The following is a 12,387-nucleotide window of genomic DNA, read 5'->3' on the forward strand; positions in this document are numbered from 1 at the left end:
AGCCATACGATCCGTGTGTCGTCCTGCCGATTTCTTACCGGTACCGCTTGCTTGGAGTGCACTCCAAGGCCATAGCGTTGAGGCCATGACGGTGATGGAGACCACGAGTACCAGGACCGACAGCTGTGCCGCACCGCCGCAGGCCCACCGGCGCCCCGACGGCCAGGACAGTTACACGATCAGCGAGGTCGTAGCCTTCACCGGCCTGACCGCGCACACCCTGCGCTGGTACGAGCGCATCGGCCTGATGCCGCACATCGACCGCTCGCACACCGGCCAGCGGCGCTACAGCAACCGCGACCTCGACTGGCTCGCCTTCGTCGGCAAGCTCCGGCTCACCGGCATGCCGGTCGCCGACATGGTCCGGTACGCGGAACTCGTGCGGGAGGGCGACCACACCTTCCGGGACCGCTTCAAGCTCCTGGAGGCGACCCGCCGGGACGTACTGACCCGGATCGCGGAGCTCCAGGACACCCTCGCCGTACTGGACCACAAGATCAGCTTCTACGCCGAGGCCGATCGCGCCGACTGGGAGAAGGAGAAGGCAGGATGACCGACAGCAGGATCCCCACCGCACGACTGGGCGAGAACGGCCCCGAGGTCGGTGTCCAGGGACTCGGCTGCATGGGCATGAGCTTCGCGTACGGCCCCCCGGACGCGAAGGAGTCCCGCGCCACCCTGGAGCGGGCCCTGGAGCTCGGCATCACGCTCTACGACACGGCGGACGCCTACGGCCGGGGGGAGAACGAGAAGTTCTTGTCCCCGTTCTTCAAGGCGCACCGCGACGAGGTCGTGATCGCCACCAAGTTCGCCCTGTCGATCCCGCCGGACGACCCGACCCGCCGGATCATCCGCAACGACCCGCCGTACATCCGCCAGGCCGTCGAGGCGAGCCTGAAGCGCCTGGACGTCGACGTGATCGACCTCTACTACATGCACCGGCGCGACGAGAACGTGCCGATCGAGGAGTCCGTCGGCACCATGGCCGAGCTGGTGCGCGAGGGCAAGGTCAAGCACCTGGGCCTGAGCGAGGTCACGGCGGGCGAGCTGCGCGCGGCGCAGGCCGTCCACCCGATCGCCGCCGTGCAGTCGGAGTGGTCCCTGTTCAGCCGGGACATCGAGGCCCAGGTGGTCCCGGCCGCCGGCGAACTGGGCGTCACCCTCGTCCCGTACTCCCCGCTCGGCCGCGGCTTCCTCACCGGCTCCTTCACCAACGCCGAGAAGGACCTCACCGCCGACGACTTCCGCCGCGGGCAGCCCCGCTTCACGGGCGACAACGCGGCGGCCAACGCGGCCCTGCTGGAACCGATCCGCGCGGTCGCCGCGGCCCACGGCGTCTCGACCGGCCAGGTTGCCCTGGCCTGGGTCCAGCAGCAGTCCGAGATCCACGGCCTCCCGGTCGTCCCGATCCCGGGCACCCGCAAGCCCAGCCGGGTGGAGGAGAACGCGGCGGCGACGCGCATCGAACTCACGAAGGAGGAACTGGAGCTGCTGGAGCCGATAGCCGGCCAGGTGTCAGGAGACCGGTACGCCGACATGCGGTTCTCATCGGCGGGCCGCGAGTAGGTCAGAGCTCCGCCAGCAACTCCGCCTTCTTCACGGAGAACTCCTCGTCGGTGACCAGACCCGCCTGGTGCAGTTCTCCGAGGTGACGGATGCGCTCGGCGATGTCCGCGGGGTCCCGGCGCGGCGTGCTCGCGGCCGGGACCGCTGCCGCCGGCCCCCGCTGCCGTACGGCCGCCAGGACCGCCGCCGCGAAGGGCAACGACTCGTGCACGGGCCCGTATCCGAGCCCGAAGACCACCGCCGCCGGGTCCTGGTCCGCCTGCACCGGCCCCGGCTCCCCGCGCAGCAGCCGCAGATGCCCCTCGAAGACCTCCGGCGACCGCCACTCGACGCCCGTCAGCTCGGAGACCGGGAAGCTCTGGTCCCCGGCCTTCCACTTCGCGGACGACGCGCCCGTCCAGAACCACCGGAAGCCGACGGTACGGCCGTCGAAGCTCGCCTTCCCGTCGTACGCCTTGAACTGCAACGGCACCTCGGGCGCCGCGACCAGGAATCGTTCCGCCTGCTCGTCGTCGTCCTTCAGCAGCGCGCGCAGCTCGTCCGCGTAGTACTCGGCGAGCGTCTCCTTGTCCGCCGGCAGCACCAGCCGGTACGGATCGCACCCTTCCTTCAGCTGCCCCGCCGCCGCCTCCATGAGCGGATCCGCCCCCGGCCGCGGCACGGCGTGCAGGACCACCGTGCCCCGCTTGCCGGGAGCCAGCGTCACCCCGGAGATCGCCTCCAGGGGGATTCGTCGTTCCCCCAGCGCCTGGAAGAGCTTCGGTGTGCGAATCCCCCGTTCGTAGCGGATGAGCACGGAGTCGGACTCGAACTCCCAGGCGGCATGAAATCCGGCCAGTACGTCACCCATGCGGGTCATCGTATGCGGCACGAGCTCCTTCGTCCCTCCTCGCGCAGACCGCAGTTCCTGCAGTCTCTACGCGCGTCCGGCCGTGGCCGTGCCGGACAAACCGGCGCGGCAGGCTTCGTCCTCGTGGGCGCAGGCCACCGAGCGGTATGCGCCAATGCCGATCTCGGCGAAGTTGAACAGGCTCTCCGTTCCGGGCTCGAAGTAACCGGCGTGACCGTCGGCGCCCCGCGCGGACAGCACGCGCGCACCGAACGCGGAGGACACCGGGTCGGCCCCGTGGCCGAGCCCGCCGACCTCCAGGTACGGCACGTCCTGGATCCAGTCGTCGGCGTCCCGCATGGCCCACACATGCGCGGAGGTGTGCAGGTGGGAGGCGTTGGCGACCCGCATCCCGGGGCTGCCGGCCACCGCGATGTCGGCCACCCGGCCGGGCAGCGTGTGCGCGGCGACCCCGCACACGACCGAGCCGTAGCTGTGGCAGAACAGCGAGACGGGGGTGGCGCCGGGCAGCGCCCGCACCAGCGCGTTCAGCCGTACGGCGCCGTCCTCGGCGCGCATCGCGGTGGCCGAGTCGATGCCCAGACCGGCGGGTGCGGTGTAGTCGGCCCAGGCGATCACCGCCGTGCGCGTGGACGGGCTCGCGGCGCGCTCGGCCTGGTAGAGGGCCTTGGCCATGCCGACCGGTGCGGACCAACTGCGCTTGGTGCGCTGGAAGGTGAGCAGGTCGGTGTCGACGCCCGGGACGATCACGGAGACCCGCTCCGCCGTGCGCAGATCGCCGAAGACCTCGGCGATGCGGCCGGAGCCGTCGGGGTCGAAGGCGAGGATGTGGCGGTCCGGGGCGGTCAGCGCCTCGAAGCGCTGCATACGGCGGCCCGCCTCCTGCTGACCGGCCTGCGTGAGCCGGGTGTCGTGCATGCGTTCACGCTCGACGGCACGGGCCTGGAGCAGTGCGAGGCGGTTGGCCTGGTAGCGCAGTCCGACCGGCGCGCCGTTCATGTTGCCGACCGCGAGCGGGTAGCGCTGGGCGAGGCGGACGCGGTCCTGCGAGGTGAGCGTGGCGAAGAACCGGGAGAGCAGGGCGGGGGAGGTGTCCGGGTCGGGCAGCCGGTGTCCGTGGAGGCGGCCGTGCGTCCAGGAGTCGAGGGAGGCCTGGAGCGGGGTGGCCTCCCGCTCGTTGCGCAGCGCGGTCCATCCGGTGGTCGCCAGCATCACGAACACCACGGCCAGCGCGAGCAGTGCGCGCCAGACGTTGAGTTGCGGGGAGGTGTCGAAGGAAGTCACTGAAAGGACACACTAGGAGAACGGGACGGTCTCGGGTTAATCGAGTGACGGGTATCACGTTTTGGTGTAAGGGAGCCACTTGCCCGCCAGGGCCGGTCCCAGCAGTTCGAGGTGGGAGACCGTCAGCTCCCGCATGGCCTCCAGGCTGAAGTCCCCGTCCGTCAGCCACTGGCGCTCCGTCACCCGCATCACCCCGCTGAAGGCGGCCACCGTCACGCGCGGCCGCGGGTCGGTGTCCGCGTCGAGACCCTCGCGCTCGGCGAGCACGCGCGCGAGAGTGTCCTCGGCCTCCACGGAGCGCCGCAGATGAGCGGCGAGCAGGACGGGCGTCGACTCGATCACCCGGTACAGGGCGAGGTACCGCTCCACCGGCACGACCGCGTCGACGACCTCGTGCAGGGTGTCCCAGCCCTCCAGCACGGCCTGGCGCAGCGCCTCCAGCGGGGGCTCGTGCGCGGGGCGCGCGCGGACGGCGTCGACGAAGTGCGCGACGGTCATCTCGTCGAGCGCGAGGGCCGCGTCCTCCTTGCCGGCGAAGTAGCGGAAGAAGGTGCGCTGCGAGACGCCGACGGCGTCGGCGATGTCGTCGACGGTCGTGCCCTCGTAGCCGCGGGTGGTGAACAGTTCGATGGCGACCCGGAGCAGTGCCTCCCGGGTGCGCTGCTTCTTGCGTTCGCGCAGTGTTTCCATTGGTGTCAGTTACCGACTTGTGAAATGGTTTGTCAATTGTCAGTGGCTGTCACTAGCCTCGAACGCATGACTAGTCAGACCACCCTCGACAAGACGGGGCCGGGGGACGGGCCGTCCCCGTCGGATCAGGCGCCCGCCTCCGGGCTGCGGGGCCACCCGTGGCTCACCCTCCTGACCGTGGCGGTCGGCGTCATGATGGTGGCCCTCGACGGCACCATCGTGGCCATCGCCAACCCGGCCATCCAGGCCGACCTCCAGGCGAGCTTCGCGGACGTCCAGTGGATCACCAACGGCTACTTCCTCGCCCTGGCGGTCGCCCTGATCACCGCGGGCAAGCTCGGTGACCGCTTCGGCCACCGTCAGACCTTCCTGATCGGTGTCGTCGGCTTCGCGGCCGCCTCGGGTGCGATCGGGCTGTCCAGCTCCATCGCCGCGGTGGTCACCTTCCGCGTCTTCCAGGGTCTGTTCGGCGCGCTGCTGATGCCGGCCGCGCTCGGTCTGCTGCGGGCCACCTTCCCGGCCGAGAAGCTGAACATGGCGATCGGCATCTGGGGCATGGTCATCGGCGCCTCCACCGCCGGCGGCCCGATCCTCGGCGGTGTCCTCGTCGAGCACGTCAACTGGCAGTCGGTGTTCTTCATCAACGTGCCGGTGGGCGTCCTCGCACTGGTCCTGGGTGTGCTGATCCTGCTCGACCACCGTGCGGAGAACGCCCCGCGCTCCTTCGACGTCCTCGGCATAGCCCTGCTGTCCGCCGCCATGTTCTGCCTGGTGTGGGCGCTCATCAAGGCGCCGACCTGGGGCTGGGGCGACGGGCTGACGTGGACGTTCATCCTCGCCTCGGTGGCGGGCTTCGGGCTGTTCGCCTTCTGGGAGACGAAGGTCAAGGAGCCGCTGATCCCGCTCGCCCTGTTCCGCTCGGTGCCGCTGTCGGCGGGCGTGGTGCTGATGGTCCTGATGGCGATCGCCTTCATGGGCGGCCTGTTCTTCGTGACCTTCTACCTCCAGAACGTGCACGGCATGAGCCCGATCGACGCCGGCCTCCACCTGCTTCCCCTCACCGGCATGATGATCGTCGGCTCCCCGCTCGCGGGTGTGCTGATCACCAAGCTCGGCCCGCGCATCCCGCTGGCCGGCGGTATGGCGTCCGTCGCGATCGCCATGTTCGGGATGTCCACGCTGGAGACGGACACCGGCAGCGCGGTCATGTCGCTGTGGTTCGCGCTGCTCGGCCTCGGCCTCGCGCCGGTGATGGTCGGCGCCACCGAGGTCATCGTCGGCAACGCGCCCATGGAGCTGTCCGGTGTGGCCGGCGGACTCCAGCAGGCCGCGATGCAGATCGGCGGCAGCCTCGGTACGGCCGTGCTGGGCGCCGTGATGGCCTCCAAGGTGGACGGCGACCTCGCGGGCAACTGGAAGGACGCGGGGCTGCCCGCGCTCACGCCGGCGCAGCTGGACCAGGCGTCGGAGGCGGTGCAGGTGGGTGTGGCGCCGGTGGCCAAGGGCACCCCGCCGGAGGTCGTCGCGAAGATCACCGATGTCGCCCACGACACCTTCATCTCCGGGATGAGCCTGGCGTCGCTGGTGGCCGCCGGGGTCGCCGCGTTCGCCGTGCTGGTGGCGCTGCTGACCAAGCGGGGCGAGAACGCGGAGGCGGGCGCGGGCGTGGGGCACATCTGAGGAAAGCCGCAGGTCACGACTGACGGGATGTCAGCGTTCTTCCCCTATCAGGGTGAAGGGGCTAAAGATTTCTCGCACCCGGTACGCGCCGCAGGTCACAGTAAGTCAAGCCCTCCGCACGGCACGCTGTGTGTGACTGGGGAGGGCGGACGGCGCTGCGGCGCGCTGCCGGAGGGGGGCGGCGCGCCGCAAGGCCGGAGGATTATCGGCCGGAACGGGGGTACTCGCATCGTTGAACCCGAGACGAACCCAACCAACCAAGGGTGTCAGGGAGTTGATGATGGCGGGCTTGGGACACGGAACGCGCAAGTACCCCCGATCACGTGGCCGGACATGGTCACGGAGCGGGCCGGATCGCGCGACGCTCGGAATCATCGGAGTCATCTGCGCAGTCGCCGGATTCTTCGTGCTGGGGATCATCCTCGGCCCGGTGGCGATGGTCTGCGGTTGGCTCGCCATGGGCCGTACCTGGTCGGGCGGCGGCAATCGTGCCTGGCCGGCCCTGGTCGCCTTCGTACTGGGCGCCATCGACACGCTCCTGGCGATCATCTGGCTCGTCGGAGCGGCCACCCCGGGCAGCGGGTTGTTCTGACCCGGGGCGCGTGAGGGAAGGGCCCCCGGTGGGACGACCGGGGGCCCGTCCGCGTCCGGAGCCGGGACCCCTCAACCCCCGACGGATGCCTTGCGCAGGGCCGCCACCTCTGCCCGTAGGGCCCGTACTTCCTCTGTCAGGGCCAGGATCGCCTCCGTCTGCTGGCGTTCCTCCACGTCGTCCTTCTCGAAGCGTTCGATGAACCAGGCGGCGATGTTCGCGGTCACGACACCCAGCAGGGCGATGCCGGACAGCATCAGACCCACCGCGATCACCCGGCCCAGGCCGGTCGTCGGGGCGTGGTCGCCGTAGCCGACTGTCGTCATCGTCGTGAAGGACCACCACACCGCGTCACCCAGTGTCCGGATGTTCCCGTCCGGGGAGTCCCGTTCCACCGACAGCACCGCCAGCGAGCCGAACATCAGCAGCCCGACGACCGCCCCGCCCACGTACGTCGTCACCCTGATCTGCGAGGCCATCCGCGCCCGCCGCCCCACCAGCAGGAGCGTGGAGACCAGCCGCAGCAGCCGCAGGGGCTGTATGAGGGGGAGCACCACGGCGCACAGGTCCATCCAGTGCTGCCGTACGAACCCCCGGCGGTCCCGCGACAGCGACAACCGCATCAGGTAGTCGACCGCGAAGACCCCCCACACCACCCACTCGACCACCGTGCACGCCGCAGTCAGCGAATGCCCCGCCGAGGTGTCCACGATCGGCACGGCATAGGCCACGGCGAACAGCACCGCGAGCGCCAGAAGGGGCCGCTGGGTGTGCTGTTCCCAACGGCCCTGCGCCGACAGTTCTTCCATGCCCGCATCGTAGAGAAACGATGGAGGGCGGCAGGGCCGTAGGCCCACCGCCCTCCAGGGGCGCGGGGAACTGCGCGACCAGCCCCCACGCACCCGCAGCCGAACGACTACGCATCGCCTCCAGCCGCACCGGGGTCGGCCGCCGACACATCCAGCAACTGGTACCGGTCGATCGCCTGCTTCAGCACCGACCGGTCCACCTTCCCCTCCCGCGCCAGCTCCGTCAGCACGCCCACCACGATCGACTGCGCGTCGATGTGGAAGAACCGCCGCGCCGCCCCCCGGGTGTCCGCGAAGCCGAACCCGTCCGCGCCCAGCGACTGGTACGTCCCCGGCACCCACCGCGCGATCTGGTCCGGAACCGACCGCATCCAGTCGGACACGGCCACGAACGGACCCTGCGCCCCGGCCAGCTTGCGCGTCACGTACGGCACCCGCTGCTCCTCCTCCGGGTGCAGCAGGTTGTGCTCCTCGCAGGCCACCGCCTCGCGCCGCAGCTCGTTCCAGGAGGTCGCCGACCAGACGTCCGCCTTGACGTTCCACTCCTCGGCGAGGATCTTCTGCGCCTCGACCGCCCACGGCACCGCCACACCGGACGCGAGGATCTGCGCCGGGATCGACCCCGACACCCCCTCGCTGAAGCGGTAGACGCCCTTGAGGATGCCCTCGACGTCCACGTTCTCCGGCTCGGCCGGGTGCTGGATGGGCTCGTTGTAGACGGTCAGGTAGTAGAAGACGTCCTCGCTGTCGGGGCCGTACATCCGCCGCAGACCGTCCTGCACGATGTGCGCGATCTCGAACCCGAACGCCGGGTCGTACGCCACACACCCCGGGTTGGTCGAGGCAAGCAGCTGCGAGTGGCCGTCCGCGTGCTGGAGCCCCTCACCGGTCAGCGTCGTACGGCCCGCGGTCGCACCCAGCACGAAACCGCGCGCCAGCTGGTCGGCCATCTGCCAGAACTGGTCACCGGTGCGCTGGAAACCGAACATCGAGTAGAAGACGTAGACCGGGATCAGCGGCTCGCCGTGCGTCGCGTACGCCGAACCCGCCGCGATCAGCGAGGCCGTGCAGCCCGCCTCCGAGATGCCGTCGTGCAGCATCTGACCCGTCGGCGACTCCTTGTACGCCAGCAGCAGCTCCCGGTCGACCGACTCGTACTGCTGCCCGAGCGGGTTGTAGATCTTCGCGCTCGGGAAGAACGAGTCCATGCCGAAGGTGCGGTACTCGTCCGGCGCGATCAGTACGAAGCGACGCCCGATCTCCTTGTCCCGCATGAGGTCCTTGAGCAGGCGGACGAAAGCCATCGTCGTGGCGATCGACTGGTGCCCGGAGCCCTTCTTCACGGTCGCGTACGGCTTGTCGTCCGGCAGCGCGAGCGGCTTGGCGCGCACCACGCGCGTGGGGACGTAACCGCCGAGGCCCTGCCGGCGGTCGTGCATGTACTGGATCTCCTCCGAGTCCCGGCCCGGGTGGTAGTAGGGCGGCGCGCCCGACTCCAGCTCCTTGTCGGAGATCGGCAGGTGCAGCCGGTCGCGGAAGCCCTTGAGGTCGTCGACCGTCAGCTTCTTCATCTGGTGCGTGGCGTTGCGGCCCTCGAAGTTGGGGCCCAGCGTCCAGCCCTTGACGGTCTTGGCGAGGATGACCGTCGGCTGGCCGGTGTGCTCCACGGCCGCCTTGAAGGCCGCGTAGATCTTCCGGTGGTCGTGACCGCCGCGGCCCAGGTGCAGGATCTGGTCGTCGGTCATGCCCTCGACCATCGCGCGCAGCCGCTGGTCGTCACCGAAGAAGTGCTCGCGGATGTACGCCCCGGACTCGGTGGCGTAGGTCTGGAACTGGCCGTCCGGAGTGGTGTTCATCCGGTTGACCAGGATGCCGTCGCGGTCCTGCGCGAGCAGCGGGTCCCAGGTGCGGTCCCAGATCAGCTTGATGACGTTCCAGCCGGCGCCGCGGAAGACCGACTCCAGCTCCTGGATGACCTTGCCGTTGCCGCGCACCGGGCCGTCGAGGCGCTGGAGGTTGCAGTTGACGACGAAGGTCAGGTTGTCCAGGCCCTCGCGGGCGGCGATGGTCAGCTGGCCGAGCGACTCCGGCTCGTCCATCTCGCCGTCGCCGAGGAACGCCCACACATGGGACTTGCTCGTGTCGGCGATCCCGCGCGCGTGCATGTAGCGGTTCATCCGGGCCTGGTAGATCGCACCGATCGGGCCGAGGCCCATCGACACGGTCGGGAACTCCCAGAAGTCCGGCATGAGGCGCGGGTGCGGGTACGAGGACAGGCCGTACGGCGCCTTCGACTTCTCCTGGCGGAACGCGTCGAGGTTGGCCTCGCTGAGCCGGTCCAGCAGGAACGCGCGCGCGTAGATGCCCGGGGAGGCGTGACCCTGGAAGAAGACCTGGTCGCCGCCGTCGCCCTCGTCCTTGCCGCGGAAGAAGTGGTTGAAGCCGACGTCGTAGAGGGAGGCGGAGGAGGCGAAGGTGGCGATGTGGCCGCCGACGCCGATCCCGGGACGCTGGGCGCGCGAGACCATGACGGCCGCGTTCCACCGGGTGGCGTTCAGGATCTTGCGCTCGATCTCCTCGTTGCCCGGGAAGAACGGCTCGGCTCCGGTCGGGATGGTGTTCACGTAATCCGTGCTGCGCATCTCGGGCACGGCCACGCGCTTCTCGCGGGCCCGCTCGATGAGCCGCAGCATCAGATAGCGGGCCCGCTGCCGGCCGCGCTCGTCCACGGCGGCGTCGAGGGAGTCGAGCCACTCCTGGGTTTCCTCGGGATCGAAGTCAGGAACCTGACTCGGAAGGCCGCCAATGATGATCGGGTTGCGATCGGATCCGGAAGCCACGCTGTTCCTTACCTGTCAGAGGGCCGTATTTCTGTGTGTCTGCACCGCTCCCCATCGTGTACCTCGGGGGGCCAAACGTCATCTCTACTCCGGGGTAACCCGAGGTCCTGTACCCGGGTATGGTTCCCAAACACGCAAAGAGGGCAGAAAGGTGTGGCATGCGTCACGAGGTGGCCGCGATGATGTGCCTGTAGTTGCGGTGACACGTCCGGAACGTCACCGTTTCGGCGGTCGGAAACGCCGGGTACTTGCGCGATCCGCCCCGCCCGTGTGGACTACGGCCATTGCCTCGCGCACGCGCGTGGCTGAGACATACCCAAAGACAAGATCAGGAGGCACCCCGTGAGCGCGACCGCGGACCACGCGGAGACGAGCCCTGCCGTGAGGCTGGGGTTCCAGCCCGAGCAGGTGGTCCAGGAGATCGGCTACGACGACGACGTAGACCAGGAACTCCGCGAGGCCATCGAGCAAGTCATCGGCAGCGACCTGGTGGACGAGGACTACGACGACGTCGCCGATGCCGTGGTGCTCTGGTTCCGTGACGAGGACGGCGACCTGACCGATGTACTGGTGGACGCCACCACGTACATCGAGGAGGGCGGCTCGATCCTGCTGCTGACGCCGAAGACCGGCCGGGACGGCTACGTGGAGCCGAGCGACATCTCCGAAGCCGCGACGACGGCAGGCCTGTCCGCCTCCAAGAGCGTCAGCGTGGGCAAGGACTGGAGCGGCAGCCGGCTGGTGACGCCCAAGGCGGCCAAGTCCAAGAAGTAACCCCGTGGGACCGGACGGGCCGGTATGACCGGCCCGTCCGCTTCCGTGCGGTGATCGCTGCGTAGGGTGGCCGAGTCACTCGAACAGCCCCTCCGAAGGGACATCCTCGCGATGGCGATCCAGGTAGGCGAAAAGGCCCCCGACTTCGAGCTCAAGGACAACCACGGCCGGACCGTGAAGCTGTCCGACTTCCGCGGCGACAAGAACGTCGTGCTGCTCTTCTACCCCTTCGCCTTCACCGGTGTGTGCACCGGTGAGCTGTGCGAGCTGCGTGACAACCTTCCGCAGTTCACCGACCGCGACACCCAGCTGCTCGCCGTCTCCAACGACTCCATCCACACCCTGCGTGTCTTCGCCGAGCAGGAGGGCCTGGAGTACCCGCTGCTCAGCGACTTCTGGCCGCACGGCGAGGTCTCCCGCGCCTACGGCGTCTTCGCCGAGGACAAGGGCTGCGCGGTGCGCGGCACCTTCGTCATCGACAAGGAGGGCGTGGTCCGCTGGACCGTCGTCAACGCCCTGCCGGACGCTCGCGACCTCAACGAGTACGTCAAGGCGCTCGACACCCTGTGATTGTTCGCCTCCAGGGACTGCGTGGGGCGGGAACCCGTCACTAGGATCGAATCGTTGATCCGGCAGCATCACAACCAGCAAACCTATGGAGGACTCGTGGGAGTCAGCCTCAGCAAGGGCGGCAACGTATCGCTGACCAAGGAGGCCCCGGGCCTGACCGCGGTCATCGTCGGTCTGGGGTGGGACGTCCGCACCACGACCGGCACCGACTTCGACCTGGACGCCAGCGCGCTGCTGCTGAACGCGGCGGGCAAGGTCGCCAGCGACGCCAACTTCGTCTTCTTCAACAACCTCAAGAGCGCGGACGGCTCGGTCGAGCACACCGGCGACAACCTCACCGGTGAGGGCGAGGGCGACGACGAGCAGATCAAGGTCAACCTCGCCGGTGTCCCGGCCGACGTCGACAAGATCGTCTTCCCGGTCTCGATCTACGACGCCGAGAACCGCCAGCAGTCCTTCGGCCAGGTGCGCAACGCGTTCATCCGCGTCGTCAACCAGGCCGGCGGCGCCGAGATCGCCCGCTACGACCTCTCCGAGGACGCGTCCACGGAGACCGCCATGGTCTTCGGGGAGCTGTACCGCAACGGCGCGGAGTGGAAGTTCCGCGCCATCGGCCAGGGCTACGCCTCGGGCCTGCGCGGTATCGCCCAGGACTTCGGCGTCAACGTCTAGGACCACCCCTGGTGGTCACATCCAGGACCACCCCTGGTGTCCGCGTCCGGCGCCGCACGG

General features: G+C 69.3%; 12 protein-coding genes. 7 read left to right on the top strand and 5 right to left on the bottom strand.

The genetic code is table 11. The features are described from left to right. The first annotated feature begins 85 nt into the window (after positions 1–85). Together ACFULQ_RS20840 and ACFULQ_RS20845 are read left to right on the top strand one after the other, a co-directional pair. Positions 86–553 carry a MerR family transcriptional regulator gene (locus tag ACFULQ_RS20840; protein WP_383546055.1) on the top strand — a complete coding sequence of 156 codons (468 nt, stop codon included), beginning with the start codon at positions 86–88 and terminating at the stop codon, positions 551–553. Beyond that, entirely contained in the window at positions 550–1,566 is a 1,017-nt protein-coding gene (locus tag ACFULQ_RS20845) for an aldo/keto reductase (RefSeq protein WP_383546057.1), read from the top strand. Before ACFULQ_RS20840 ends, ACFULQ_RS20845 begins: the two co-directional genes overlap by 4 nt. A gap of 1 nt (position 1,567) precedes the next feature. On the opposite strand, the gene ACFULQ_RS20850 is transcribed toward ACFULQ_RS20845, so the two are convergent. Genes ACFULQ_RS20850 through ACFULQ_RS20860 form a run of 3 tightly spaced genes read right to left on the bottom strand, consistent with a single transcriptional unit; the run spans position 1,568 to position 4,390 of the window. Then, positions 1,568–2,425, bottom strand: a complete 858-nt coding sequence (locus ACFULQ_RS20850; protein WP_383546080.1) for a DUF4429 domain-containing protein — start codon at positions 2,423–2,425, stop codon at positions 1,568–1,570. A 57-nt stretch (positions 2,426–2,482) separates the two neighbouring features. Next, positions 2,483–3,700, bottom strand: coding sequence for an alpha/beta hydrolase (locus ACFULQ_RS20855; protein WP_383546059.1), 1,218 nt, complete (start codon positions 3,698–3,700; stop codon positions 2,483–2,485). A 54-nt stretch (positions 3,701–3,754) separates the two neighbouring features. Then, positions 3,755–4,390, bottom strand: coding sequence for a TetR family transcriptional regulator (locus ACFULQ_RS20860; RefSeq protein ID WP_383546060.1), 636 nt, complete (start codon positions 4,388–4,390; stop codon positions 3,755–3,757). Between the two features lie 66 nt (positions 4,391–4,456). On the opposite strand from ACFULQ_RS20860, the gene ACFULQ_RS20865 reads away from it, so the two are divergent. Continuing rightward, positions 4,457–6,070, top strand: coding sequence for an MFS transporter (locus tag ACFULQ_RS20865; protein WP_383546062.1), 1,614 nt, complete (start codon positions 4,457–4,459; stop codon positions 6,068–6,070). A gap of 277 nt (positions 6,071–6,347) precedes the next feature. Then, a complete protein-coding gene (locus ACFULQ_RS20870) occupies positions 6,348–6,662 on the top strand; it encodes a small hydrophobic protein (protein WP_383546082.1) in 315 nt (104 codons plus the stop codon). 71 nt (positions 6,663–6,733) lie between these two features. Here the strand turns inward: ACFULQ_RS20870 and ACFULQ_RS20875 are convergent, their stop codons facing one another. Further along, positions 6,734–7,471: a potassium channel family protein gene (locus ACFULQ_RS20875; RefSeq protein ID WP_383546064.1), complete on the bottom strand. Its 738-nt coding sequence runs from the start codon at positions 7,469–7,471 to the stop codon at positions 6,734–6,736. A gap of 107 nt (positions 7,472–7,578) precedes the next feature. After that, positions 7,579–10,311, bottom strand: a complete 2,733-nt coding sequence (gene aceE / locus ACFULQ_RS20880; RefSeq protein ID WP_383546066.1) for a pyruvate dehydrogenase (acetyl-transferring), homodimeric type — start codon at positions 10,309–10,311, stop codon at positions 7,579–7,581. Between the two features lie 342 nt (positions 10,312–10,653). Between aceE and ACFULQ_RS20885 the strand changes: the two genes are divergently transcribed. The 3 genes from ACFULQ_RS20885 (at position 10,654) to ACFULQ_RS20895 (ending at position 12,327) form a co-directional block, all read left to right on the top strand. Next, positions 10,654–11,085: a DUF3052 domain-containing protein gene (locus tag ACFULQ_RS20885; RefSeq protein WP_020116104.1), complete on the top strand. Its 432-nt coding sequence runs from the start codon at positions 10,654–10,656 to the stop codon at positions 11,083–11,085. A 111-nt stretch (positions 11,086–11,196) separates the two neighbouring features. Further along, complete coding sequence (locus ACFULQ_RS20890) at positions 11,197–11,655, top strand: peroxiredoxin (protein ID WP_383546068.1); 459 nt, start codon at positions 11,197–11,199, stop codon at positions 11,653–11,655. A 96-nt stretch (positions 11,656–11,751) separates the two neighbouring features. Further along, positions 11,752–12,327 carry a TerD family protein gene (locus ACFULQ_RS20895; protein WP_383546070.1) on the top strand — a complete coding sequence of 192 codons (576 nt, stop codon included), beginning with the start codon at positions 11,752–11,754 and terminating at the stop codon, positions 12,325–12,327. Positions 12,328–12,387 lie beyond the last annotated feature (60 nt).

Source organism: Streptomyces sp. NPDC057253, assembly GCF_042669125.1.
Taxonomy (GTDB): Bacteria; Actinomycetota; Actinomycetes; order Streptomycetales; family Streptomycetaceae; genus Streptomyces.

Coding starts and splice junctions, on each gene's coding strand:
- ACFULQ_RS20865 (WP_383546062.1), top strand. CDS start 4,457: ATGACTAGTCAGACCACCCTCGACAAGACGGGGCCGGGGGACGGGCCG.
- ACFULQ_RS20875 (WP_383546064.1), bottom strand. CDS start 7,471: ATGGAAGAACTGTCGGCGCAGGGCCGTTGGGAACAGCACACCCAGCGG.
- ACFULQ_RS20850 (WP_383546080.1), bottom strand. CDS start 2,425: ATGACCCGCATGGGTGACGTACTGGCCGGATTTCATGCCGCCTGGGAG.
- ACFULQ_RS20890 (WP_383546068.1), top strand. CDS start 11,197: ATGGCGATCCAGGTAGGCGAAAAGGCCCCCGACTTCGAGCTCAAGGAC.
- ACFULQ_RS20840 (WP_383546055.1), top strand. CDS start 86: ATGACGGTGATGGAGACCACGAGTACCAGGACCGACAGCTGTGCCGCA.
- ACFULQ_RS20870 (WP_383546082.1), top strand. CDS start 6,348: ATGATGGCGGGCTTGGGACACGGAACGCGCAAGTACCCCCGATCACGT.
- ACFULQ_RS20845 (WP_383546057.1), top strand. CDS start 550: ATGACCGACAGCAGGATCCCCACCGCACGACTGGGCGAGAACGGCCCC.
- ACFULQ_RS20860 (WP_383546060.1), bottom strand. CDS start 4,390: ATGGAAACACTGCGCGAACGCAAGAAGCAGCGCACCCGGGAGGCACTG.